The sequence below is a fragment of the Streptomyces sp. NPDC005141 genome, assembly GCF_053599975.1.
Genome location: NZ_JBSFYW010000001.1, coordinates 187,483 through 212,739, shown reverse-complemented (window position 1 = coordinate 212,739; position 25,257 = coordinate 187,483). Strand labels below are relative to the sequence as shown.

Annotated in this window: 21 protein-coding genes; 15 read left to right on the top strand and 6 right to left on the bottom strand. The window is 69.6% G+C overall.

Annotated elements, in window-relative coordinates; all coding sequences use genetic code 11:
* Positions 1–95: 95 nt before the first annotated feature.
* From ACWD68_RS00885 to ACWD68_RS00865, 5 genes are all read left to right on the top strand, one after another.
* Positions 96–854, top strand: coding sequence for an NUDIX hydrolase (locus ACWD68_RS00885; protein ID WP_266763418.1), 759 nt, complete (start codon positions 96–98; stop codon positions 852–854).
* Positions 855–978: 124 nt separating this feature from the next.
* Entirely contained in the window at positions 979–2,736 is a 1,758-nt protein-coding gene (locus ACWD68_RS00880; protein ID WP_451804237.1) for an ABC transporter ATP-binding protein, read from the top strand.
* Between the two features lie 162 nt (positions 2,737–2,898).
* Positions 2,899–3,786: a FadR/GntR family transcriptional regulator gene (locus ACWD68_RS00875; protein ID WP_451804235.1), complete on the top strand. Its 888-nt coding sequence runs from the start codon at positions 2,899–2,901 to the stop codon at positions 3,784–3,786.
* A 408-nt stretch (positions 3,787–4,194) separates the two neighbouring features.
* A complete protein-coding gene (locus tag ACWD68_RS00870) occupies positions 4,195–5,730 on the top strand; it encodes an RNA polymerase sigma factor (protein ID WP_451804233.1) in 1,536 nt (511 codons plus the stop codon).
* Between the two features lie 132 nt (positions 5,731–5,862).
* Complete coding sequence (locus ACWD68_RS00865; RefSeq protein WP_451804231.1) at positions 5,863–6,681, top strand: serine protease; 819 nt, start codon at positions 5,863–5,865, stop codon at positions 6,679–6,681.
* A gap of 108 nt (positions 6,682–6,789) precedes the next feature.
* Here ACWD68_RS00865 and ACWD68_RS00860 read toward each other — a convergent pair whose 3' ends face one another.
* The gene (locus tag ACWD68_RS00860; protein ID WP_266763423.1) at positions 6,790–7,020 is read right to left on the bottom strand and encodes a DUF7455 domain-containing protein; all 231 of its coding nucleotides are present in this window, start codon (positions 7,018–7,020) and stop codon (positions 6,790–6,792) included.
* A 441-nt stretch (positions 7,021–7,461) separates the two neighbouring features.
* On the opposite strand from ACWD68_RS00860, the gene ACWD68_RS00855 reads away from it, so the two are divergent.
* From ACWD68_RS00855 to ACWD68_RS00830, 6 genes are all read left to right on the top strand, one after another.
* Positions 7,462–9,585 carry a DNA gyrase/topoisomerase IV subunit B gene (locus ACWD68_RS00855; RefSeq protein ID WP_451804228.1) on the top strand — a complete coding sequence of 708 codons (2,124 nt, stop codon included), beginning with the start codon at positions 7,462–7,464 and terminating at the stop codon, positions 9,583–9,585.
* A 487-nt stretch (positions 9,586–10,072) separates the two neighbouring features.
* Entirely contained in the window at positions 10,073–10,600 is a 528-nt protein-coding gene (locus ACWD68_RS00850; RefSeq protein ID WP_451804226.1) for a DUF1453 domain-containing protein, read from the top strand.
* Positions 10,597–11,745 carry a sensor histidine kinase gene (locus ACWD68_RS00845; RefSeq protein ID WP_451804224.1) on the top strand — a complete coding sequence of 383 codons (1,149 nt, stop codon included), beginning with the start codon at positions 10,597–10,599 and terminating at the stop codon, positions 11,743–11,745. Before ACWD68_RS00850 ends, ACWD68_RS00845 begins: the two co-directional genes overlap by 4 nt.
* Positions 11,742–12,428: a response regulator transcription factor gene (locus ACWD68_RS00840; protein ID WP_451804222.1), complete on the top strand. Its 687-nt coding sequence runs from the start codon at positions 11,742–11,744 to the stop codon at positions 12,426–12,428. Before ACWD68_RS00845 ends, ACWD68_RS00840 begins: the two co-directional genes overlap by 4 nt.
* 105 nt (positions 12,429–12,533) lie before the next feature.
* The gene (locus tag ACWD68_RS00835) at positions 12,534–13,022 is read left to right on the top strand and encodes a DUF485 domain-containing protein (protein ID WP_451804220.1); all 489 of its coding nucleotides are present in this window, start codon (positions 12,534–12,536) and stop codon (positions 13,020–13,022) included.
* Positions 13,019–14,611, top strand: a complete 1,593-nt coding sequence (locus ACWD68_RS00830; protein WP_451804218.1) for a solute symporter family protein — start codon at positions 13,019–13,021, stop codon at positions 14,609–14,611. Before ACWD68_RS00835 ends, ACWD68_RS00830 begins: the two co-directional genes overlap by 4 nt.
* 251 nt (positions 14,612–14,862) lie before the next feature.
* Here the strand turns inward: ACWD68_RS00830 and ACWD68_RS00825 are convergent, their stop codons facing one another.
* On the bottom strand, positions 14,863–15,555 hold the full coding sequence (locus tag ACWD68_RS00825; RefSeq protein WP_451804216.1) for a response regulator: 693 nt from the start codon (positions 15,553–15,555) through the stop codon (positions 14,863–14,865).
* Positions 15,556–15,717: 162 nt separating this feature from the next.
* Here ACWD68_RS00825 and ACWD68_RS00820 point away from each other — a divergent pair, with 162 nt between their 5' ends.
* The 3 genes from ACWD68_RS00820 (at position 15,718) to ACWD68_RS00810 (ending at position 18,602) form a co-directional block, all read left to right on the top strand.
* Complete coding sequence (locus ACWD68_RS00820) at positions 15,718–16,533, top strand: ABC transporter ATP-binding protein (RefSeq protein WP_451804214.1); 816 nt, start codon at positions 15,718–15,720, stop codon at positions 16,531–16,533.
* A complete protein-coding gene (locus tag ACWD68_RS00815) occupies positions 16,523–17,386 on the top strand; it encodes an ABC transporter permease (protein ID WP_451804212.1) in 864 nt (287 codons plus the stop codon). Before ACWD68_RS00820 ends, ACWD68_RS00815 begins: the two co-directional genes overlap by 11 nt.
* 160 nt (positions 17,387–17,546) lie before the next feature.
* On the top strand, positions 17,547–18,602 hold the full coding sequence (locus ACWD68_RS00810) for an ABC transporter substrate-binding protein (protein ID WP_451804210.1): 1,056 nt from the start codon (positions 17,547–17,549) through the stop codon (positions 18,600–18,602).
* A 138-nt stretch (positions 18,603–18,740) separates the two neighbouring features.
* Here ACWD68_RS00810 and ACWD68_RS00805 read toward each other — a convergent pair whose 3' ends face one another.
* The 4 genes from ACWD68_RS00805 to ACWD68_RS00790 all read right to left on the bottom strand — a co-directional run bounded on the left by ACWD68_RS00805 (position 18,741) and on the right by ACWD68_RS00790 (position 23,992).
* Positions 18,741–19,421, bottom strand: coding sequence for a response regulator (locus ACWD68_RS00805; protein WP_451804208.1), 681 nt, complete (start codon positions 19,419–19,421; stop codon positions 18,741–18,743).
* Entirely contained in the window at positions 19,418–21,268 is a 1,851-nt protein-coding gene (locus ACWD68_RS00800; protein WP_451804206.1) for an ATP-binding protein, read from the bottom strand. Before ACWD68_RS00800 ends, ACWD68_RS00805 begins: the two co-directional genes overlap by 4 nt.
* Before the next feature lie 323 nt (positions 21,269–21,591).
* A complete protein-coding gene (locus tag ACWD68_RS00795; protein WP_451804204.1) occupies positions 21,592–22,536 on the bottom strand; it encodes a sucrase ferredoxin in 945 nt (314 codons plus the stop codon).
* Positions 22,537–22,732: 196 nt separating this feature from the next.
* On the bottom strand, positions 22,733–23,992 hold the full coding sequence (locus tag ACWD68_RS00790) for a citrate synthase (protein ID WP_451804202.1): 1,260 nt from the start codon (positions 23,990–23,992) through the stop codon (positions 22,733–22,735).
* Between the two features lie 97 nt (positions 23,993–24,089).
* On the opposite strand from ACWD68_RS00790, the gene ACWD68_RS00785 reads away from it, so the two are divergent.
* Positions 24,090–25,256: a citrate synthase/methylcitrate synthase gene (locus ACWD68_RS00785; RefSeq protein WP_451804405.1), complete on the top strand. Its 1,167-nt coding sequence runs from the start codon at positions 24,090–24,092 to the stop codon at positions 25,254–25,256.
* Position 25,257 lies beyond the last annotated feature (1 nt).

Sequence of the window (25,257 nt, the reverse complement as noted above, 5' to 3'; positions counted from 1 at the left end):
GGTCGTGGAGTGCCGTACCGGACGCGAGTCGATCAACCATGGACCGAGCTGCCGAAGGAGGTGTTTATCGTCAGGCAGACGACTATGATCGCGGCATGCCCTACGACCCGTCAGCCTTTCCGCCCTTCGCCGTGACCGTGGACCTGGTCGTGCTGACCGTACGCCGCCATGCCCTCTGCGCGTTGGCGGTTCGGCGGGGCGAGCAGCCGTTCCAGGGGCGATGGGCACTGCCCGGCGGCTTCGTACGGACCGACGAGGATCTCGCCCAGGCCGCGGCACGTGAGCTGGCCGAGGAGACGGGCCTGCGCGCCCACGACCCCTCCGTGCCCGCACAGGACAACGGCGCGCACCTCGAGCAGCTCGCTACCTACGGCGACCCCAAGCGTGACCCCCGGATGCGGGTGGTCAGCGTCGCGCATCTCGCGCTGGCCCCCGACCTTCCCGCGCCCCGGGCGGGCGGCGACGCGAACAGTGCGCGCTGGGCACCGGTCGAGGAGCTGCTGCAGCAGGGCGGATACGGCCGCGACGGGGAGCAGGCCGCACCCCTCGCCTTCGACCACGCCCAGATCCTCTCGGACGGCGTGGAGCGCGCCCGGTCCAAGATCGAGTACTCGTCCCTGGCGACCGCCTTCTGCCCGACCGAGTTCACGGTGGGCGAGCTGCGCCGTGTCTACGAAGCCGTCTGGGGCGTGGCGCTCGACCCGCGCAACTTCCACCGCAAGGTGACGGGCACACCGGGCTTCCTGGTGCCCACAGGGGGGACGACCACGCGCCAGGGCGGCCGCCCCGCCCAGTTGTTCCGCGCTGGCGGCGCCACACTGCTCAACCCGCCGATGCTGCGCCCCGAGGTCTGACGAGGGCGGCGAACACACTTCTTCGGCCCCGGGGCCTCCGCATGTTCGCGAGAGCCGCGAGGCCCGCCGGAGACGAGTCGCAAGGTGCCCGGAAAATCGGAAATGTCGCGCTATCTTGCTTCGAGTGATCCAGGCCATCGGACTGACCAGCAACACCCGCAAGACGCGTCCGCCCGCCGTCGACGACGTGTCCTTCGAGGCGCGCGCGGGCCACGTCACGGTGCTCCTCGGAGCACCGGGCACGGGCAAGACGACGGCGCTGAGGCTCATGCTCGAACTCCAGCAGGGCCGAGGGGTCACCTACTTCCGCGGTCGGCCGCTGCACCGGATCGCCCACCCCTCACGCGAAGTCGGTGTGCTCCTGGGTGAGGTGCCGGGCCATCCCGCGCGCACGGTCCGCGGTCAACTCCGGATGCTGTGCGCCGCCGCCGGCGTGCCCGCGCGTCGCGCCGACGAAGTGCTCGAGGTGGTCGGGCTCGTCAGCCTCCGCGACGAGCGCCTGGGCACGCTCTCCCGCGGCATGGACCGCCGGCTCGGGCTGGCCTGCGCGCTCCTGTCCGACCCGCACACCCTCGTGCTCGACGACCCGGCCGACGGACTGTGCGCCAGAGAGAGCCGCTGGCTGCACGGGATTCTGCGCGCACACGCGACACAGGGCGGCACGGTGCTGTTCACCACGGACGATCCGAAGGAGGCCGCGCGAACCGCCGACAGGGTCGTCACGCTGGAGCAGGGCCGCCTCGTCGCCGACCAGGAGGCAGCGGACTTCGCCCGCACCCGGCTCCGGCCCCGGGTCGCCGTCCGCAGCCCGCACGCCGCCCGGCTCGGCTCCCTGCTGACCAAGGAGGCCCGCACGGCGCAGCGCTCCGTCGAAGTCGTGCGCGAGGAGGGCAACCGGCTCTCGGTGTACGGCAGCACCTGCGCCGACATCGGAGAGATCGCCTTCCGGCACGGCATCCTCGTACACCAACTCGCCGACGAGACGGGCGACATGGGGCTCGCGCCGACCCCATCCGCCGAGCGGGGCGAGCCTCGGACCGAGGAGCCGCCCTCCGAGACGGCGGCCGAGAACGACCTCACCCCGCTCCCGCCACCCATCTCCGTACGCCAGGCCCCGAGCCCGCTGCGTCCTCTGCGCTACGAACTGCGCAGAGCGGCCGGTGTCGGCACCGGCTACCTCACGGCGGCCGCCGTTCTCGTCACCTCGGCCCTCCTGTCCGTCCTCCTGGCCAGAATCGGTCACACGCCTCAGCCCCGCCTGCTGGCCGCGTGGCCGCGGGAACTCCCGCTGCCGCCCGCCGCGCTCGGCGCCGGACTGCTGGGCGCCGTCGCCTTCGGCGAGGAGTTCCGCCACCCCGCCCTGGCCACGGACCGCGGCACCGTCCCTCGCCGCCTGGGACTGCTGACCGCCAAGCTCCTCGTCGCCTCGGGCACCGCGCTGATGCTGGCGTTCCTCACGGTGGGATGCGACCTCGAAATGCTCTACCTCGTCTACGGACGGGAGCTCACCGGAGTTCCGTCGGACTGGCTTTCGCTGAGCGCGAGTTGGCTCGGCCTCGTGGTGGGCTGTGCGTGGGCGGGCGTGCTGGCGGCGGGCATCTTCCGGTCCACCGCCGCAGGGCTCGCGGCGGTGATCGCCGTACCGATCGTCGTCGTGCCCCTCGTACAAAAGGTCTTGCAGGGGCCGTCTGTGCGGACGGCGGCCGGGTTCCCGGAGCGGCTTCGGGAGCTCGTTCTCATGCAGTGGCCGTTCGGTGGGGAGCGCTACCTGGCGGCCGGTGTGCGGGTGCTCGCCCAACCTGTGGGCGGAGCGCTGATGTTGTCGCTGGCCGCTCTGCTCTGCGCCTATCTGCTCACGACCCTGCGGAGCCGGGTCCGATGACGACTGTCCGCGCCCTTCCGTTCCCCCTGTGCGCACAACTCCCCGAAGAACGCCCATTTCTTTCCGATAAGGCGTCAATTGCGACGGGGTGAGCGATCACCCTTTCGTGTGCTTTTCACCAAAGACCTCAAGGGAGTTGGAGTCGGCGCCGACAAAAGACCCGTGAGTACCCTTGCGCAGACCATGATGACCGCCGCCCGTTCCTCAGACTCCGGCCTGGCCGGACCGGGCGACCTCGACCGTTACCCCTATGTCGACGCCCCCGGTGTCGACCGCGTGGGCGCCCCTGTGTGGGAGAGCGCCGAGCCGGAGCTCGGCCGCGTCGGCCGACGCGCCGCAGGCAGCCGCGGACGCGGGCTGCACGGCCAACTCGTCCAGCAGCTCGGCCAGATGATCGTCTCCGGAGACCTCGGCGCGGACCGTCCGCTCGTTCCCGAGGAGATCGGCCAGCGGTTCGAGGTCTCCCGGACCGTCGTCCGTGAGTCGCTCCGCGTCCTGGAGGCCAAGGGGCTGGTCAGCGCCCGCCCGAACGTCGGCACGCGCGTGCGTCCCGTCAGCGACTGGAACCTTCTCGACCCGGACATCATCGAGTGGCGGGCTTTCGGGCCGCAGCGGGACGACCAGCGGCGTGAGCTGGGCGAGCTCCGCTGGACCATCGAGCCGCTCGCCGCGCGCCTTGCGGCCGGACACGGGCGCGAGGAGATCCAGCAGCGGCTCGGTGACATGGTCGAGATCATGGGCCATGCCATGGCACAGGGTGACTCCCTCACGTTCTCCCGGGCCGACGCCGAGTTCCACTCGCTGCTCATCCAGCTCGCGGGCAACCGGATGCTGGAGCACCTCTCCGGGATCGTCTCGGCGGCCCTCCACGTTTCCGGCAGCCCGGTCACCGGCTGTGACCGGCCGAACGACGCCTCGCTGGGACACCACGCCCGCATCGTCGACGCCCTCGCGGCCGCCGACGGTGCCGCGGCCGAGACGGCCATGCGGCAGCTGCTCACCGCCCACCCCGAGGTGGAGCGTGTCGTGCCCGCGCCGCGCGAGCACTGATCGCGCACCGAGGGTGACGCGGTCCGGAGTGTGTGCGCGTCCGTGGCATCGCCAGGCCGGCGAACCGTCACCCGTCGGGACCCCATCGAATCCTTGGCGGATTCGGCGGGGTCCCGATGGTGCGACCGGGGCGTGGATCATGACCTGACCTGGTCTGACAGGATCTGTCATCTTTTGAATGCTTACGGGGTGTGACTCGGGCCACGCAGATTGGGCGTAACGCTCTTCCGGGCAGCGCGATGACCTAAGAGGTGATAGCCGAGGAGGGAATACAGACGCCGTGTCCGGCGCTGTGCATCTTCCCGGCCCCCGCCCGCGCCGTCGGCCCATCCCCAGTCGGCGGTCGTCGGTTCCTGTCCGTAACGGACGGGGCCGGAAGCCGTTTTCCTACGTTCCGAGAGGTTGTTCGTGTCGGCCAGCACATCCCGTACGCTCCCGCCCGAGATCGCCGAGTCCGTCTCTGTCATGGCGCTCATCGAGCGGGGAAAGGCTGAGGGGCAGATCGCCGGCGATGACGTACGTCGGGCCTTCGAAGCTGACCAGATTCCGGCCACTCAGTGGAAGAACGTACTGCGCAGCCTCAACCAGATCCTCGAGGAAGAGGGTGTGACGCTGATGGTCAGTGCCGCGGAGCCCAAGCGCACCCGAAAGAGCGTCGCAGCGAAGAGTCCGGCCAAGCGCACCGCCACCAAGACCGTGGCGGCCAAGACGGTGACCGCCAAGAAGGCCACCGCCGCCGCGGCCCCGGCTGCCCTCACCGACGATTCGGCCGAGGACGCGTCCGCCGGCAAGGCCGCTGTCGCCAAGAAGACGGTCGCCAAGAAGGCCGTCGCCAAGAAGACGGTCGCCAAGAAGACGGCGGCCAAGAAGACGAGCGCCAAGAAGGACGACGCCGAGGTCGTCGATGACGAGGCGACCGAGGAGACCCCGGGCAAGGCCGGTGCCGAGGAGACCACCGAGGACGGCGCCCAGGGCTTCGTCCTGTCCGACGAGGACGAGGACGACGCGCCCGCGCAGCAGGTCGCCGCGGCCGGTGCCACCGCCGACCCGGTCAAGGACTACCTCAAGCAGATCGGCAAGGTCCCGCTGCTCAACGCCGAGCAGGAGGTCGAGCTCGCCAAGCGCATCGAGGCCGGTCTGTTCGCCGAGGACAAGCTGGCCAACGCCGACAAGCTCGCTCCCAAGCTCAAGCGTGAGCTGGAGATCATCGCCGAGGACGGCCGCCGCGCCAAGAACCACCTCCTGGAGGCCAACCTCCGTCTGGTGGTCTCCCTGGCCAAGCGCTACACCGGTCGCGGCATGCTCTTCCTGGACCTCATCCAGGAGGGCAACCTCGGTCTGATCCGCGCGGTCGAGAAATTCGACTACACCAAGGGCTACAAGTTCTCCACGTACGCCACCTGGTGGATTCGTCAGGCGATCACCCGCGCCATGGCCGACCAGGCCCGCACCATCCGTATCCCGGTGCACATGGTCGAGGTCATCAACAAGCTCGCGCGCGTGCAGCGTCAGATGCTCCAGGACCTGGGCCGTGAGCCCACCCCGGAGGAGCTGGCCAAGGAGCTCGACATGACCCCTGAGAAGGTCATCGAGGTCCAGAAGTACGGCCGCGAGCCCATTTCGCTGCACACCCCGCTGGGCGAGGACGGTGACAGCGAGTTCGGTGACCTCATCGAGGACTCCGAGGCCGTCGTCCCGGCCGACGCGGTCAGCTTCACGCTCCTGCAGGAGCAGCTGCACTCCGTTCTCGACACCCTGTCCGAGCGCGAGGCGGGCGTCGTCTCGATGCGCTTCGGTCTCACCGACGGTCAGCCGAAGACCCTCGACGAGATCGGCAAGGTGTACGGCGTGACCCGTGAGCGGATCCGCCAGATCGAGTCCAAGACGATGTCGAAGCTGCGTCACCCGTCGCGCTCCCAGGTGCTGCGCGACTACCTCGACTAGGCCTCGGCCGCATGTCATTCGAGGGCCCGACTCCCGCTGGGGGGTCGGGCCCTCGACGTATGCGCGGAATGCGTGTTCGCACGCGCTGGATCACTCTGGGTTTCCACGACCGTCCCAGAGTGAGGAGCGCGCATGCGCCGTCCCTACGTTCCGGTGCTGACCCTCGCGGCCGCCGCAGCGGTGATACCGCTGACGCCCCCCGTACCGGCGGCCGCCGACAGCGTTGTCATCGGAAGTCGCCCGGTCGAGATCTCCCAGAGTCCGTGGACGGTGGTGCTGTCCAGCCGTGACCGGTTCGGGGGTACGCGAGGGGGCCAGTTCTGCGGAGGAGTGGTCGTCGGTCCGACCACGGTCCTGACCGCGGCCCACTGCCTGGGTGACGACGTCCTGGGAGCGCCACCGCGCCAGGCGCGCGACCTGAAGGTCATCTCCGGGCGCGGAGACCTAATGTCCAGTGACGGCAAGGAGATCCCTGTCCACGACATCTGGGTCAATCCGCACTACGACGGTGATACGAACGCCGGGGATTTCGGTGTGCTGACGCTCGCCGAGCCGTTGCCCGCCGCCTCCGTGATCCGCATGGCGCCCTCCGGGGACCCGGCGTACGAGCCGGGGACCGCCGCCGTGGTCTACGGCTGGGGTGACATGACGGGCGGCGGCGACTACGCGCGCAGCCTGCGGGCCGCGGACGTCCACGTGCTTCCCGACGCCTCGTGCGAAAGGGCCTATCCCGGCAGTGCGAGCGGGACCTACGACGCGGTGTCGATGGTGTGCGCCGGAGAGCCGACGGGCGGCCGTGACGCCTGCCAGGGGGACAGCGGCGGGCCGCTGGTCGCCCAGGGGCGCCTCATCGGTCTGGTGTCCTGGGGGAGCGGCTGTGGGCGCGCCGACAGCCCGGGTGTCTACACGCGGGTCTCGGAGGTCGTCCAAGCGCTCGATGAGGGCCGCTGACCGCTTCCGAGGATGCGGTACGAGTGTGGGCGGTCACTCCCTGTGCCCAGGGTGTGACCGCCCACTCACCGGCCTGTCGCCGGCACCCGCTCGTCGTTGATGCGAAGGTCAGTGTTCTTCGTCGTTGACGCTTTCCGGAACGGACGTCAGCCGCTCCGTCTCGTCCTGTATCTCAGCGGCGATCTTCTTGAGTTCCGGCTCGAACTTGCGACCGTGGTGGGCGCAGAAGAGCAGTTCTCCGCCGCTCAGGAGGACGACGCGCAGATATGCCTGGGCGCCGCAACGGTCGCAGCGGTCAGCGGCCGTCAGCGGGCTCGCGGGGGTCAGAACAGTAGTCACGTCGCCTCTTCTCTAGCTCGACGAGCTGTCGTACCAGGGTCAACATCCAACCAGGCCGAAAACGTTCCCGCTCGCGGCTTTTCCTCGAAATTTTCTTTCGAGCCGGTTGCTGCTGCCGGTTGGCGGCGAATGAGCCGTATTGCGTGTCTTCGTGTCTGTACGGGTTCGCGCTGTCTGTCGGGTGTCGGTCCTCCCGGCTGGATTGCCGGTTGTTGATGAGGACGTGCCCGGAGCCTAAATGGTTCATGCCTGGAAGGGAACGTGATATGTACTTCACTCAATCGAGGGATCGAACACCCATGCGATCCTGGACTAGTGTGGGTTTAGTGCGAGGGTGGCGTTACAACGGCTCTACCAGGCCTCGGTACCCTCTGAGCGGCGACCGAAGCCGGGCCCTTACCCAAAAGGGTCCCCCCTGAAATTCAGCGAGGAGCGAACCGCGTGACCGCCGAGACGTCCGTGCCGTCCACAGCGCTGCTGACCGGAGCAGACCGGGACGGTTCCAACTACACCGCGCGGCACCTGCTCGTCCTTGAGGGGCTCGAGGCAGTGCGGAAGCGCCCGGGCATGTACATCGGGTCGACCGACAGTCGTGGCCTGATGCACTGCCTCTGGGAGATCATCGACAACTCCGTGGACGAGGCCCTCGGGGGCTACTGCGACCACATCGACGTGACCCTGCACGACGACGGCTCCGTCGAGGTGCGGGACAACGGCCGTGGCATCCCCGTCGACGTGGAGCCCAAGACCGGCCTCTCCGGCGTCGAGGTCGTCATGACCAAGCTGCACGCCGGCGGAAAGTTCGGCGGCGGCTCGTACGCGGCCTCCGGTGGTCTGCACGGCGTGGGCGCCTCCGTGGTGAACGCGCTCTCCGCCCGCCTGGACGTCGAGGTGGACCGCAGTGGGCACACCCACGCCGTGAGTTTCCGCCGAGGCACCCCGGGAGCGTTCAAGGCCGACGGTCCCGATGCCGCCTTCGACGCGGCGAGCGGGCTGCGCAAGCTCAAGCGGATCCCGAAGACCCGTACCGGCACGCGCGTGCGCTACTGGGCCGACCGCCAGATCTTCCTCAAGGACGCCAAGCTCTCCCTGGAGCACCTCCACCAGCGCGCCCGCCAGACGGCCTTCCTGGTGCCGGGCCTCACCATCGTCGTCCGTGACGAATTCGGGCTGGGCGAGGGCGGCAGCAAGGGTGAGGAGTCGTTCCGCTTCGACGGCGGAATCAGCGAGTTCTGCGAGTATCTGGCCGCCGACAAGCCGGTCTGCGACGTCCTCCGCTTCTCCGGGCAGGGGATCTTCAAGGAGACCGTCCCGGTCCTCGACGAGCACGGGCAGATGACTCCGACCGAGGTCACCCGTGAGCTCGGCGTCGATGTCGCGATGCGCTGGGGCACCGGTTACGACACGAACCTGAAGTCATTCGTGAACATCATCGCCACGCCCAAGGGCGGTACCCATGTCGCCGGCTTCGAGCAGGCCGTCGCCAAGACGATGAACGAGGTCCTGCGCGCGAAGAAGCTGCTGCGGGTCGCCGAGGACGACATCGTCAAGGACGACGCGCTGGAGGGCCTCACGGCCGTCGTCACCGTGCGTCTCGCCGAACCGCAGTTCGAGGGGCAGACCAAGGAGGTCCTCGGTACCTCGGCTGCCCGCCGCATCGTGACGAACGTGGTGACCAAGGAGCTCAAGGCGTTTCTGACCTCCACGAAGCGGGACGCCGCCGCGCAGGCGCGTGTCGTCATGGAGAAGGCCGTCGCCGCCGCTCGTACGAGGATCGCGGCCCGTCAGCACAAGGACGCGCAGCGTCGGAAGACGGCTCTGGAGTCCTCCTCGCTGCCCGCCAAGCTCGCCGACTGCCGCAGCGACGACGTCGAGCGCAGCGAGCTCTTCATCGTCGAGGGGGACTCCGCGCTGGGTACGGCGAAGCTGGCCCGGAACTCCGAGTTCCAGGCGCTGCTGCCGATTCGGGGCAAGATCCTCAACGTTCAGAAGGCGTCCGTGACGGACATGCTGAAGAACGCCGAGTGCGGTGCGATCATCCAGGTCATAGGGGCGGGCTCCGGGCGGACCTTCGATATCGACGCGGCGCGCTACGGAAAGATCATTCTTCTCGTCGACGCCGATGTCGACGGCGCGCACATCCGGATTCTGCTGCTGACCCTGTTCCAGCGCTACATGCGGCCCATGGTCGAGGCCGGGCGGGTGTTCGCGGCGGTGCCGCCGCTGCACCGGATCGAGCTCAGTCAGCCCAAGAAGGGGCAGGACAAGTACGTGTACACGTACTCGGACCGTGAGCTGCGGGAGACGGTGCTGGAGCTACAGCGCAAGGGTGTGCGCTACAAGGACTCGATCCAGCGGTACAAGGGCCTCGGCGAGATGGATGCCGATCAGCTGGCCGAGACGACGATGGATCCGCGGTTCCGGACACTGCGCCGGATCAACATCTCCGACCTGGATGCATCCGAGCAGGTGTTTGATCTGCTGATGGGGAACGACGTGGCTCCGCGCAAGGAGTTCATTTCGAGCTCGGCCGCGACATTGGATCGGTCGCGGATCGACGCGTAGCCCTCTGGGCATTTGTGCTTCGGGTGCCGGTGCCGGTGCCGGTGCCGGTGTGGGTCGGGGCCGTGCCGGTACATCCCAGTCCGTCGCCGCTGGATCAGATGTGAGTCTTGACGCGAGCGGCTGCTCGATCCGGACGTAAGCGACGGACATTCGGGATGTACCGGCGCGGCCCCTTCCGTACGCTGCCGACTGCGGTTGCGCTGTGGTGGGTTTCAGCCGCTCCGGCGTTTGAGGAGCGGGGGCTGGGGCGGAGCCCAGGGGCGGGAAGGGTAGGGCGGAGGGGGCGAAAGACGTTTGGCGTGGCCCGCTCGGGGCTCGTGTTTGTCTGCGGGCCGGGGGCTCCACCCCTGGGTGGAGTGGTCGGGTCGTGGGAGATCCACCCACGATCCACCCGGGCTCCGATCTGCAGAGGGCGCGATTTCCGTAGCGTCGTGGGTGTCGGCAGCGCTCGCTGCGGACACCCGCTCCCCGCTGACGGAGGCCGTGCATGTCCGGGCTCATCAATACCGTGGCGATCTGCGCCGTTGTCGTTCTGGTGATCGCGCGCCAGTTCAGGGCGCGCCGGATCGAAACGGACAGGCGCTGGTGGATCGTGCCCGCCGTTCTCGCCTTCATCGCACTGCGCGGTCCCGGAGTGATCGACCCGCTCCACGAGGTCGAGGCGTCGCTCCTGCTGGGCAGCGAGCTGCTGATAGGTCTCGCCGTCGGAGCCGGCTGGGGGTGGACGACCCGGATATGGACGGAGCCGGACGGCGCCGTTTGGAGCAGGAGCACCAAAGCCGCCGGCTCCATCTGGATCGCGGGCATCTGTCTGCGCCTCGGCCTGTTCGGCATCGGTGTTCTTCTCGGCGTGCACCAGGACTCCTCCGCCCTGTTGCTCGGCCTGTCGGCCACCCTGCTGGTCCGTTCCGGGCTGGTGGCCTGGCGGGCGCAGTCCCTGCTGCCGTCGGCGAACGGGCGGGGTCCGGCGTACGGTGACGGCGTGGCTCGGGCCTGGCGGAAGGAGCGCGTGTGACGGACACCGCGTGGACTCGCTGGCCCTCCCGCGAGGCCCTCTCCCGAGTGGGCGTGCACAAGGCCCGCCGCCTGCTCACCCGGGTGTCGCGCGCCATCGCCCTCGCCGTGATCGTCGCGACGACGCTCACGAACACGGAGCTGCATGGTTGGGCCCTCGCCGGAGGAATCGCAGGAATTGTGGTGTGCGGGTTCCTCGCTTGGGGGTTCTGGCGGACCACGCTGGAGCATCGCCTGCTGCCGTCCCTGGGGCTGCTCGCTCTGCTGCTGACGATCGCGGCGGTGGGGCAGGGTGTGGGCTTCCGGATTCCGGCACTCGTCCTGTGGTGCGGGTGTGCCGTCAGCGCCATCGAACGGCTGCCTCTCGCGGCGGCGCTGCCCGCAACTGCAGTGGCGCTGAGCGCGTACGCGGCCGTCAACGACGACGTCTGGCTGACCACCGCGGCCACCACCGTGGGGCTGGCTCTCGCGGGGTATGTGCTGCGTCTCGACGCGGAGGCGCGGGGGAGCGCGCAGCGGCTGCTGGCGCAGGAGCGCGCGGCCAGAGCGGCCGAGGCGGAGTCGGCGGCGCTCGCGGAGCGCACGAGGATCGCGCGGGAGATCCACGATGTGCTGGCGCACAGTCTCTCGGCGCAGCTCGTGCATCTGGAGGCGGCGCGGCTGCTCATCGAGCGGGGAGCGGACCGGGCGACGATCCTCGAACGGGTCGTGGCGGCACGGGGAATGGCCCGTGACGGGCTCGCGGAGACCCGGCAGGCACTCTCCGCGCTCCGGGGCGAGATGTCTCCGCTGGAGGACTTCCTCGGCGAACTCGTCACCACCGACGGCGCCGACGTCACCGTGACGGGTGAGCGTCAGCCGCTTCCGGCGGAGACCTCCCAGGCGGTGCGCAGAGTGGCGCAGGAGGCGCTGACGAACGTACGCAAGCACGCCCCGGGCGCCGACATCCGCATCCGGCTGGACTATGGCCGGCACGAAGTGACGCTGGACGTGCGGGACTCGGGGGGAAAGCCGGGCGAACTCAGCGGCTCGGGTGCCGGGTACGGTCTGCTGGGCATGAGGGAACGTGCCGAGCTGCTGGGCGGCTCACTGGATGCCGGGCCGGGCGAGGAGGGGTTCGTGGTGACGTTGAAGGTGCCGGTATGACCGAGCGGGAGGAAGGCAGGAAGCCGGCGCGCGTTGTGGTCGCGGACGATCAGACGGTCGTGCGCGAGGGCATCGTGATGCTGCTGGGACTGCTGCCGGGGATCGAGGTTGTCGGAGCGGCCGGTGACGGAAACGAGGCGGTGGAGCGGGTGGCCGAGCTCGCCCCGGACGTCGTGTTGATGGACCTTCGCATGCCCCGCTGCGACGGGGTCGAGGCGACCCGGCGCATCCGTGCCGAGTACCCCGGGACGCAGGTCGTCGTGCTCACGACGTTCGCGGACGATGAGTCGCTGTTTCCCGCGCTACGAGCCGGGGCCCGCGGCTATCTGACCAAGGACGCGGGAGGCGATGAGATCGTCCGGGCGGTGGAAAGCGTGCTCTCCGGGGACGCGGGGCTCTCGCCGAGCATCCAGCGGCGGCTGCTGGAGCGGCTGTCGGAACCCGGACCCGAGCCTGGCCGGCCCGCGGAGGCGCCGGACGGCCTCACTTCGCGCGAGACCGAGGTGCTTCTGCTGATCGCCGAGGGCCTCAGTAATCAGGAGATCGCCCGCAGGCTGCATGTGTCCACGGCAACGGTGAAGACCCACATCAACAATCTCTTCGCCAAGACCGGTCTCAAGGACCGTGCTCAGGCAGTCCGCTACGCCTATGGGAAGGGTCTCGTGCGGCCGCCGGCGGGATGAAGTCACCTGATGGGGTGAAGAGCGCGGAGAGAAGAGTCCGGGATCTTCCCGATCTGTCCATCCTTGGGCACGCGGCCGAAACGGGTCGCGGACAAGGAGAGTTCGGTGGACAAGCACGACGGCGGCGGCAATGGGGAGGTCCGGTTCGACGACCCCTGGTACGACGCGCTCGCTTCCGGCTGGGGTGAGTTGGACGGCACGGGTGCGCTCGCTCCCGCCGTACCGGCTGCCCGCTCGGAGCACGACGGACGGACGGGCGGGGCGGCCGACGTCTATCTGGAGGTGCAGCGCAGTGCCGCCTTCCAGGAAGTGCGCGGCCGGTACCGCAGGTTCGTGATTCCGGCCGTCGCCGTCTTCTTCACTTGGTACGTGGGATATGTGGTGACCGCGACGACGGCGCCGGGGTTGATGGCGAGGCCCGTCTTCGGCGTGGTGAACGTGGCGCTGCTCGCGGGGCTCGGGCAGTTCCTCACGACGTTCCTGCTCACGTGGGCGTACGCACGGCACGCGCGGCTGCGCAGGGACCGGGCCGCACTGGATCTGCGCTGGGACACCCAGGAGCTGACGCGGAACGCCAGAGGTGGTGAGCGGTGAGCGGCAACCATCAGACGCTGGCGCTGCTGCTGTTCAGCGCGTTTGTCGCGGTGACGCTGGCGATCACGACGTGGGTGAGTCGCAACCGGCATGGTTCGGCCGAGGAGTTCTACGTCGGCGGGCGGTTGTTCTCGCCGATGGAGAATGGTTTTGCCATTTCCGGGGACTACATGTCGGCAGCTTCCTTCCTCGGTGTGACGGGACTCATCTCGCTGTATGGCTACGACGGGTTGCTGTACGTCGTGGGATTTCTGGTGGCCTGGCTCGTCGTTCTGTTCCTGGTCGCCGAACTGGTGCGCAACTGCGGACGGTTCACGCTCGCCGACGTCGTCGCGGCTCGTATGGACGAGCGGCCGGTGCGGATCGCGGCCGGAACTTCTTCGGTGATGGTGTCCGTTCTCTATCTGGTGGCACAGATGGTGGGTGCGGGCAGCCTGGTCTCGCTGCTGCTGGGCGGCACGAGCGAGGCGGCGCGCAACTGGACGGTGATCGGTGTCGGCGCGCTCATGGTGATCTATGTGTCGATGGGAGGGATGCGGGCGACCACCTGGATCCAGATCGTCAAGGCCGTTCTGCTGCTGAGCGGGGCCGTCGTGCTCACCGTGATGGTCCTGATGCGGTTCCACGGGGATGTCAACGAGCTGCTGCGTTCGGCTGCGGGGCGCAGCGGCCACGGCAAGGCGTTCCTCGCACCGGGGTTGAGGTACGGCGGTGACTGGACGTCGCGCTTCGACTTCATGAGCCTCGGGCTCGCGCTGGTGCTCGGTACCGCCGGACTGCCGCACATCCTGTCGCGCTTCTACACCGTGCCGACGGCGCGCGCCGCGCGGCGGTCGGTGGTGTGGTCGATCGGGCTCATCGGCGGCTTCTACCTGATGACGATCGTGCTGGGCTTCGGAGCGGCCGCCATCGTCGGTCCGGAGGCGGTGCGCGGATCGAACGCCGCGGGGAACACCGCGGTTCCGTTGCTCGCCCTCGACCTGGGCGGCGGCGTCAACTCCACGGGGGGAACGGTGCTGTTCGCGGTCGTCGCCGCCATCGCCTTCGCCACCATCCTCGCGGTCGTCGCCGGAATCACTCTCGCGTCCTCGGCCGCCGTGGCCCACGACCTGTACGCCTCGATGCGCCGCCGCCACGCGAAGCCGCACAGCGAGGTCACGGTGGCGCGCACGGCGTCCGTCGGCATCGGCGTGGTCGCCATCGCTCTGGGCCTCCTCGCCCGCGATCTCAACGTGGCCTTTCTGGTGGGCCTCGCCTTCGCGGTCGCCGCGTCCGCGAACCTGCCGGTGCTGCTGTACTCCCTGTTCTGGAGATCCTTCACGACGCGCGGTGCCGTATGGGCCGTATACGGCGGCCTGGGCCCGGCGCTGTTGCTGGTGCTGCTGTCGCCGGTGGTGTCGGGGAGCCCCGAATCACTGTTCCCGGGCGTGGACTTCCAGTACTTCCCGCTCCAGAACCCGGGCCTCGTCTCGATCCCCCTGGGCTTCATCGCGGGCTGGCTCGGCACCATGACCTCGGCGGAGCCGCCGGACGAGGCCAAGCACGCCGAGATCGAGGTCCGCGCGCTCACGGGCGCCGGGGCCGTCTGAGGGCGTCCTGAGCGGTGTAGGAGGCCACCCTGGACCGTTGCGGGGGTGAGCACCTGGCGCCGTACGCCGCTGTCCAGGACACGGGCCTCGACGGGCCCGTGTCGGCGAGCAACGCAGCGGACGCGCACGCCACGGACGTACGAGCAATGGACGCGTGAGCAAGGGGCGTACGAGCCATGGGTGCGCGAGCAAGGGGCGTACGAGTCATGGACGCGCGAGCACTGCACGTGCGAGCCGTTGGGGGTACCGGCTCAAGGGGCCACCCACGCGTAGCGGTGTTCCGGACGTCCTGTGTCGCCGTACTTGAGAGACAGGCGCAATCGTCCCGCCTGTTCCAGGTGGCGCAGATAGCGCTGGGCGGTGGATCGGCTGAGGCCGGTCTCGGCGGCCACCTCGTGGGCCGACAGCGGGTGACTCGCGTGGTGCAGCACGTCGCAGATCAGGTCCGTCGTCGGCTCGGAGTGGCCGCTGGGCAGGCCGGGGGAGGACGGCGCGGGCCCGGTGCGCAGGGCGCCGAAGATCCGGTCGACCTGCTCCTGGCCCGCCGCGCCGCGGCCGCCGACCCGGTCGACGGTGCGGCGCAGGGCGGCGTAGGAGTCGAGGCGTGTGCGCAGGGCGGTGAAGGTGAAGGGTTTGACCAGGTAGTGCAGGGCACCCAGGCGCATCGCGGCCTGCACGGTGGCCACATCACTGGCCGCGGTGATCATGATGACGTCTGTGCCGTGACCGTGTTCGCGCATCCGGTGGACGAGTTCGAGGCCGGTCCGGTCCGGCAGATAGTGGTCGAGCAGCACCAGGTCGATGGGTGCTCGTTCGACGGCGGCCAGGGCCTGGGCGGCACTGTGCGCGCGGGCGGCCACCCGGAATCCGGGAACCTTCCCCACGTACTTCGCGTTGATCTCGGCGACGCGGAAGTCGTCGTCCACGACCAGGACGTCAATCATCGGGCCTCTTTCCCTCAAGGCCTGGGCGAACGTTGCGCCCGTGTTTCGGCTCCGCTGTTGTAGCGCGAGCAAAACGAGCACAACAGACTCTTGCGAGCAGAAGAATGCCTTGCGCCCAGAAGACTGATGCTGTGGCCCGCGCCACATCTACGGTCCCGGGCCATGAGCACAGACACCAGCCCCGCCATCGAGCTGCGGGGCGCGAGCAAGATCTTCAAGACCCCGTCGGGGGGTTTGCACACGGCTGTCAGGGAGCTTGACCTGACCATCGGCCGGGGTGAGTTCGTGGCCGTCGTCGGACCCACCGGCTGCGGGAAGTCCACCACGCTGACCCTGGTCAGCGGTCTCGAGGAGCCCACCGAGGGTGAGGTCCTGATCGCCGGGGAGCCGGTCGCCGGCGTCGGTGACAAGGTCGGCTTCGTCTTCCAGCAGGACGCCACCTTCCCCTGGCGTACGGTCCTGTCCAATGTGATGGCCGGGCCCCGCTTCCGCGGCGTGCCCAAGGCGGAGGCGAAGCTTCGGGCCCGGGAATGGCTCGCCCGGGTCGGGCTCACGGCCTTCGAGGACCGCTATCCGCACCAGCTCTCCGGTGGCCAGCGCAAGCGCGTCGCCCTCGCCGCGACCTTCGTCAACGACCCCGAGATCCTGCTGATGGACGAGCCCTTCTCGGCGCTCGACGTGCAGACGCGGGCGCTGATGTCCGACGAACTGCTCGAACTGTGGGAAGGCACGGGCGCCTCGGTCGTGTTCGTCACCCACGACCTGGAGGAGTCCATCGCGCTCGCCGACAAGGTCGTCGTGATGACCGCGGGCCCCGCCACCGTGAAGCAGGTCTTCGACATCGATCTGCCGCGCCCTCGCAAGGTCGAGTCGGTGCGCCTGGAGCCGCGGTTCATCGAGATCTACCGCGAGATCTGGGAGTCCCTCGGCGAAGAGGTCCGCATCACCCGCGAGAGGGGTGCCGCTCATGTCGCCTGAGGTTCTCAGCACCCCGGTCGTCGACACGGCCAAGATCCCGGGCCGCGCGCACTCCCGCGCCCGTGCCGCCCGCAAGCGCAAGATCGTGGTGGGCGCCGCCCGGGTGCTGCTCCTGGTCGCCGTGCTCGGTCTGTGGGAGGTGCTCTCGCGGACCAAGGTCATCGACCCGTTCAACTTCTCGATGCCCTCGAAGATCTGGGAACAGATCCACACCTGGGTGATGCACGGGACCGCACTCGGCTCTCTCGGCGAGCAGATCTGGTACACGCTTCACGAAGCGCTGCTCGGCTGGGTCATTGGTGTGGTCGCCGGCGTGATCTTCGGTATCGCGCTGGGGCGGATCGCCTTGCTCGCCGACGTCCTTGGTCCATACATCAAGGTGCTCAACTCCATACCGAGGATCGTCCTCGCACCCATCTTCGTGATCTGGTTCGGGCTCGGACCGGCATCCAAGGTCGCCTCGGCCGTGGTGCTCGTCTTCTTCCCGGTGTTCTTCAACGCCTTCCAGGGCGCCCGGGAGGTCGACCGCAACCTGGTGGCCAACGCCCGGATCCTCGGCGCGAGCGACCGCCGGGTGACCCTTCAGGTCGTCGTCCCCTCCGCCACCTCGTGGATCTTCACCAGCCTCCACGTCAGCTTCGGCTTCGCGCTCATCGGCGCGATCGTCGGCGAGTACATCGGCGCCACCAAGGGCATCGGCCTGCTCGTCGCGCAGTCGCAGGGCACCTTCAACGCGGCCGGTGTGTACGCCGCGATGGTCATCCTCGCCGTCGTCGCCCTGCTCGCCGAAGGACTGCTGACCTTCGCCGAACGACGCATCTTCCGCTGGAAGCCGTCGGAATCCGACCGCTGAGCCCTCCCGTACGCAGGCACGAACCCCTCCGTACGCAGGCGTGAGGCCGCAAGCGCCCACGCACGAACCCGCCCGTACGGGCTCATGGCTCCTGCGCGCTCACGGCCCCGGCGTACGTACGCACTTGCTTCTTCCTCCACTCACAAGGACGTGAACCACCATGCGCAAGACCGCCAGATACTCCGCGCTGGCAGCCGCCGGTCTGCTCGCTCTCACCTCGCTCACCGCCTGCGCCAATGACGCGGCGAGTACGACGGCCGACTCCGGCAGCGGCGGGGGCAAGGGAGAGCACGTCAAGATCATGGTCGGCGGCCTGGACAAGGTCATCTACCTGCCGGCGATGCTCACGCAGCGGCTCGGCTACTTCCAGGACGAGGGCCTGGATGTAGAACTCCTCAGCGAGCCCGCGGGTGTTCAGGCCGAGACGGCCCTCGTGTCGGGACAGGTGCAGGGCGCCGTCGGCTTCTACGACCACACGCTCGACCTGCAGACCAAGGGCAAGGCCGTCGAATCCGTCGTGCAGTTCTCGCACGCCCCGGGTGAGGTCGAGATCGTCTCGAACAAGCGGGCGGGCGACATCACTTCACCCAAGGACTTCAAGGGCAGGAAGCTCGGCGTCACCGGCCTCGGATCGTCGACCGACTTCCTCACGAAGTACCTCGCGGTCAAGAACGGTGTGCGGGTCAGCGAGTTCACGCCGGTCGCCGTCGGTGCCGGACCGACCTTCATCTCGGCCCTCCAGAAGGGGGCCATCGACGGCGGCATGACGACGGACCCCACCGTCGCCACAGTCATGGAGAAGAAGCTCGGCAAGGTGCTCATCGACATGCGGACGCCCAAGGGCTCCCAGGAGGCGCTCGGCGGTCCGTACCCCTCGTCCAGCCTCTACATGCAGACGGACTGGGTCAACGGTCACAAGGAGACGGTCCAGAAGCTGGCGAACGCCTTCGTGAAGACCCTTCAGTGGATGTCCACCCACAGCGCCTCCGACATCGCCGCCAAGATGCCCGCCGACTACTCCCAGGGCAACAAGACGCTGTACGCCGGGGCGATCAAGAGCACGCTGCCGATGTTCACCGACGACGGCGTGATGCCGGAGAACGGTCCCGAGACCGTCGAGAGGGTCCTCAAGGCGTTCAACCCCAACATCAAGAACGCCGATGTGGACCTGAGCAAGACGTACACCACGGAGTTCGTCAGGAAGGCCACCGGCTGACGCTGACCAGCGACAACACGCTGAGCCGTCCCGGCGCGTGTACGGCTGTTCCGTTGTTCCGTCGCGCGTACGACTGTCTTCCCAAGGCAGTCGTACGCGCGACGGGTGCGACCGCCGCCCCGCCCGGTCGGTCTGTCCTCAGGCGCGGGTCGCCCAGACGTAGCGATGCTCCGGGCGGCCCGCGTCGCCGTATTTGAGGGTCAGCCTGGCCCTCCCGGTGCGCTCCAGGAGCTTCAGATAGCGCTGCGCGGTCTGCCGGCTCAGTCCGGTCTCCTCCGCGATCTCCTGGGCCGACAGCGGGCCCTCCGCGCCGAGCAGGGCGCGCCTGACGAGCTCGGCGGTCGGCGGGGAGTGGCCCTTGGGCAGATTGGGCTCGGCACTCGCCGAGAGGGCCCCGAAGATCCGGTCCACCTCGGACTGTTCGGCCTCCCCACCGCCGTCGAGGGTGCGTCGAAGATCCGCGTACGCCTCCAGCTTGGCGCGCAGCCCGGCGAACGCGAACGGCTTGACCAGGTACTGGAGCGCGCCCTGCCGCAGCGCCGCCTGGACGGTCGAGACGTCACGGGCCGCGGTCACCATGATCACATCGGTCTGGTGGCCCCGCCGGCGCATCTCCTGGACGACCGCGAGGCCCGTCTCGTCCGGCAGGTAGTGGTCCATGAGGACCAGGTCCAGGTGCGGCAGGGCCTCCATCAGGCGCAGCGCCTCGGCGGCGCTGTGCGCCTCGCCCGCGGCGTGGAAGCCCGGCACCTTCTCCACGTAGGCGGCGTTGACGCGAGCGACCCGTGCGTCGTCGTCCACGACCAGGACCTCGATCATCGCGCCTCCTCCTTGGTGTGCCCGGCGTGCCTGGCGTCCTCGGCGTTCCTGGTATCTCTGGTGGCGGCGGGGCCGGCATCGGGGGTCTCCGGAGACGGGAGCCGTCGTACGACTCCTCGTTCCTGACCGGGGACGGCGGCGAGCCCGTCCACCGACGCGAGCCCGTCCCGCGCCGCGCCCCCGTCCACCGACGCGAGCCCGTCCCGCGCCGCGCCCCCGTCCTCCGGCGCGAGCGCCGGGTCCGTCAGTGCCTCCGGCAGGACGACGGTGAACTCCGCGCCTCCGCCGTCCGCGTCGGCCACCTCCGCGCTGCCGCCCTGCCGCTCGGCGAGTCGCCGCACCAAGGAGAGACCGATTCCGCGCTTGCCGTGTGCCGGGGGCTTCTTGGTGCTCCAGCCGTCCGTGAAGACCAACTGCCGCCGCTCCTCCGGAATGCCGGGCCCGGTGTCCCGTACCCGCAGGACGGCGGTGCGCCCCTCGGAGCGCAATTCGACCTCCACACGCGCGTGAGGCGTGCCCGCGACGGCGTCCAGTGCGTTGTCGACGAGGTTCCCGACGACCGTGACGAGCCCTCGCGGGTCGATCAACCGATCCGGCAGCAGCGTCCCGTCCGAGATCCACAGCGCCACGCCGCGCTCGGCCGCCACGGTCGCCTTGCCGACCAGCAGGGCGGCGAGCAGCGGATCGTGGATCTTCTCGGTGACCTGTTCCGCGGTGACCCTGTGGTCGCCGACCACCTCTCCGACGAATTCCACGGCATCGTCGTACATCTCCAGTTCGAGAAGTCCCAGGAGCGTGTGCATGCGATTGGCGTGCTCATGGTCCTGCGCGCGCAGGGCGTCGATCAGGCCCCGCGTGGAGTCGAGCTCGCGGCCGAGCTGCTCCAGTTCGGTCCGGTCGCGCAGCGTGGCGACGGCGCCGCCGTCCTCGGTGGGCATCCGGTTGGCGACCAGAACGCGCTGGCCGCGGACGGTGAGCAGGTCCGTACCGGTGACACGTCCGGCCAGTACATCGGTCGTCCGGCCGGGACCCAGCGCGCTGTCGAGGGGCTGTCCGATGGCCTCGGCGCCGACGCCCAGCAGCCGCTGCGCCTCGTCGTTCAGAAGGCGTACGCGACCGTCGCGGTCCAGGGCGACCACGCCCTCCCGGATGCCGTGCAGCATCGCCTCCCGCTCCTCCAGCAGCGCCGAGATGTCGGAGAAGGCCAGGTCACGGGTCTGCCTCTGGACCCTGCGGGAGATCAGGTAGGCGGCCAGCGCGCCCACGGCCATGGCTCCGCCCGCGTACGCGAACAGCCCCGGGATCGCGTCGATCAACCGGGCTCGAACACTGTCGTACTCGATACCCACCGAGACCGCGCCGATGATCCTGCGGTCGGCGTCCCGCAGCGGCACCTTGCCCCGTGCGGAGCGGCCCAGCGTTCCGGTGTCGATCTCCATGACGTCCCTGCCGGCCAGGGCCAGGCGAGGGCTCGTAGAGACCTCTTTGCCGATCTCCGCAGGATCTCTGTGCGACCAGCGGATGCCCCGCATGTCCATCACGACGACGTAGTCGGCCCCGCTCGCCTTCCGAATCCGCTCGGCCTCGACCTGCACGGGGCCGGTCGTGGAGGGGACGGTCCTGCGGAGGTCCACGGCGATCTGCGGCTGCGCGGCCGTGGTCTGCGCGATCGCGAGGGCACGCCGCATGGCCTGGTCGTCCAGCTGCGCGCTCAGCGGTGCCAGGAACAGCCCGGTGGCGAGTACGGCGACTCCCGCCGCGATCGCGATCTGCATCAGCAGCACTTGCGAGAACACCCGCCGCGGCAGACCGAGGCGCAGTCGTCGTGCGGGGGGAGTGGGGCTCATGCCCAAGACGGTACGGGGGCGTGAGCGCGCCCCCGAAGGGAGTGTGGCGTGGATCTCCTGATCAATGGATTGATCAGGAGGCGAGATGCTCGTGGGGCCCAGGGGCAGCGGAGAGGGGATCCATGATCCGGGATACGAGATCTGGGGGATTGCTGTCGGGTCTGTGAGTGTGCGAGGGCCCGTGCGGGGGCGCCGGTGGAAGACGGGTACGGCATGGCGGCACTCATCGGCGGTAGCGGGCGGGCAAGGGCCCCGGACGGGCGCGGGCGGGACTCCGGCGGGCGGCCGCCGGTGATGGTCCGACTTGTGCGAGTGCGGAGCGGTCAGCAGGCCACGGCGACGGCCGTCTTCTCCAGCTGCCGTACGGCCACCACATCCATCCGAGCGGGTGAACCCAGTGCCGAGCCGCAGCTCTCCGGGCGGGGCGGCAGCGAGGCGCCCTGCGCGACGATGACACGCCACAGGCGGCCGTCGGCGTGGGCGACGGTCACCTCCCAGCGCGGCGCGGTGCCGTCCGTGCGGACCACTGTCAGGACGCCGGCGGCGTGTTCTCCCGAGGCCGTCCGTACGGCCAGCTCGGCCGCTTGGCCGGGGCGTTCCCAGGCGGAGTTCCCTCGGCACCCCTCGGTGACGACACGGCCCTCCCGGACGCCCTGGAGGATCTCCTTGACGGCGTGGGCCTCGGCGCGGCCGTACGCGTACCCGTACGGCAGGACGAGCACCGTTGGCGAGAAGCGATGACCGCCCAGATGGGTGACCTCCCAAGCGCCGTTCACGCCGGAGGCGGCCAGTTCAGCCGCCAGGGGGCGTCCGAGCAGCGCGCAGCAGCGGTCGCGCTTGCCGTTGGTGCAGACGAGGGCCAGCGGATCAGCCGTGTGGGGCCGCCCATGGAGAACCTTGTCGAAGGAACGTGGATCACCCGTGCCGAGTGCGGTGAAGTCGAGGTCGAGCACCTGCTCGGGATCACGTGTCATGGCGGCGTGCAGCCATACGTTTCCCGGAGTGGTGTGGGCCGCGTACACGTGCCTCTCGGCGGGCGTACCGCAGTCGGCATGGCGCCCGGGACGGCGGATGAGCGCGACCCGTACCCCTGTGCCCTGGGCGGCCGCTTCGAGGGCGCGGCCGACCGTGGGATCCAGGTGGCTCGAAGTGAGCGCCTGGGCACCCCAGGGTCCCGGCTGCTCGATCAGCAGCCATGTCCTCGCGGTGGCCGCGGTCCCCGCGAGGGGCTCGTCGAGGTGCCGCGACGCGGTCGTGCACGTACTCACAGAGGTGAGCCTAACCTGACTTCGCCCAGGGCGACTTCCTGCCGTGTACCCGGAGGCACCTCAGGGGTGGTCCGGGTGCGCGGCGGAACGTGGAGAAGTGGGGGTCACGACAGGGCGTGGGGGACCGTGCGTGGGGAGTGCGCGCCGGGCGCTCTCCCCACGCACGCCCCTCGTGCTGTCTGCGTGCGGCGTCCACCTAGTGGGGGAGCGGCCGCGGCGGACGCTCGCCCACGTAGTGGCCGCTCGGCCGCATGCGCAAGGGGCGCTCCGCGTACTCCTCCAGGGTGTGGGCGATCCAGCCCGCTGTCCGGGCGACGGCGAAGATCGTCTCTCCCGCGGAGGCCGGCATGCCGGAGGAGACGGTGAAGACGGCCAGAGCGAGGTCGACATTGGCGTGCAGGGGTGCGTGGCGGGCCGTGGTCGTCACCACGTCCTGGGCCGCTGCCAGAGCGGGCGCGGCACTGGGCACCTCCTCCAGGAGGGCGAACAGGGCACGCGCGCGTGGATCTTCGCCGGGGTAGAGCCGATGGCCGAGTCCGGGAACACGACGCCCTGCGCGCAGCTCGTCGGCGACCACCGGAGCGGCGGTTCCCTGGTCCAGTACGTCGAGCAGCAGGCGGTGCGCGAGCCCGCTGGCGGCCCCGTGCAGGGGTCCTTCGAGGACGCCGAGGCCCGCCGATACGGCCGCGTACGCGTGGGCGCGGGCCGACGCCGCGACCCGGACCGCCAGCGTCGAGGCGGCCAGGTCATGGTCCACGAGCAGCCCGAGTGCCGTGTCCAGCACGCGCAGTGACGCGTCGTCGGCCGGGCGTCCGGTGAGCCGTGCCCACAGGCGATGAGCCAGCGGGCCCTCGTCGCGGTGGTCGTGGCGTACGGGGGGAAGCGCGGCGACGAGGGTGGGGATCAGGGTGCGTCCGGTGCCGAGCACGGTGCTCTCGGAGAGGTCGAAGCGCAGGGGGTCGGCCGCCGCGGCGGCGATCGCCGCGACACGCAGCCTGTCGGTCGGGCCACTGTGCTCGGGCAGCGCGTCGACGCTGCGCCGGGCGACGGCCACGGACGCCTCCGGAGCCGTGAACGTGACACCGGGGCGCAGCTCGCCGGTCCACAGCCATTCGGCGATCTCTTCGTAGGAGTACCGCGCGGCCAGTTCCGTCGCGTCGACGCCCCGGAAGTAGTACCGATCCTTGTCGATCAGGGTGATGCGGGTACGGACGGACAGCTCGCCGCCACCGCTCGAACTGCCGCCGCCCTCGCGCCTGTTGCGCCGCGAGAGCGCCTCCACCTCCTTGGTGTCGAACGTGCTCCCGCGCCCTCCCGGTTCCCGCCGGCTGCTGAGCTGGCCGCGGCTCACATACGCGTACACGGTCTCCGGCTTCACGCCGAGCAGTTCGGCGGTCTCCTTGGTGCTGAGCCGTCGGCCCTCGTGCGCTGGCGTTGCCGCCTCTCGATCCCTCATGAGCGCCACCGTATCCGTGGATCAGTATGTTGATTTAATCAATATTGACAGCTATAGAGTCAAGCATGGACAGTCGAATCAAGTCCAGGGAGGAAACATGCCGATCAACCGGGCCGCGTCCACCTCTGTCGACGTACCGCGAGGACTCGCGGGCGTCGTCGTCACCGATACCGAACTGGGTGACGTCAGGGGACTGGAGGGCTTTTACCACTACCGCCAGTACTCGGCCGTCGACCTCGCGCGGACCCGCGACTTCGAGGACGTATGGCATCTGCTGGCACACGGTGAGCTGCCCGATGAGGCTCGCCGGGCCGCCTTCGCCGCGCGGACGGCGGGGCTGCGCCGACTGCCGGACGATGTGCGTGCCGCTCTGCCCGCTGTCGCGGCGGCGGCCGGACTGTCGGGACCGCTCGCCGGGCTGCGCACCGCGTTGTCGCTGCTCGGAGCCTCGCTGGGGTTTCGCCCGGTGTACGACATCGACGCCGAGCGGCGTCGCGACGACGGCCTCGCGGCGACGGCGGCCGTGCCGACGCTGCTCACCGCGCTGTACCGGCTCGGACAGGGGTTGGAGCCGGTGGAGCCTCGCGAGGACCTGGGATACGCCGCCAACTACCTGTACATGTTGACGGGTTCGGAGCCTGACGCGGCCCGTGCCCGTGCGGTTGAGCAATACCTCATCTCAACCATTGACCATGGATTCAATGCATCAACATTCACGGCGCGGGTGATCGCGTCGACCGGCGCCGATGTGGCGGCCTGTCTCGTGGGCGCGGTCGGGGCCCTCTCCGGCCCTCTCCACGGTGGTGCTCCGAGTCGCGCCCTGGACACCCTCGACGCGATCGGGACCTCCGACCGTATCGACCCCTGGATCCGCGAACGTGTCCTCGCCGGCGATCGCATCATGGGCTTCGGACACCCCGTCTACCGGACGGAGGACCCGCGTTCGCGCATGCTCCGCGGTATAGCTCAGGGGTTCGGCGGCCCGCTCGTCGACTTCGCCGTCGAAGTGGAACGGCAGGTGGAGGCGATCCTGGCCGAACTCAAGCCGGGCCGCGAACTGCACACCAACGTGGAGTTCTACGCCGGTGTGGTCATGGAACTCTGCGGGCTGCCCCGCGAGATGTTCACGCCCACGTTCGCTGCCGCCCGGGTGGTCGGCTGGAGCGCCAACATCCTGGAACAGGCGGAGGACTCGAAAATCATCCGCCCGGCGGCCCGGTACGTGGGACCGGTCCCACCGGTGGCGGTGCCCGCTCTCGGCTGAC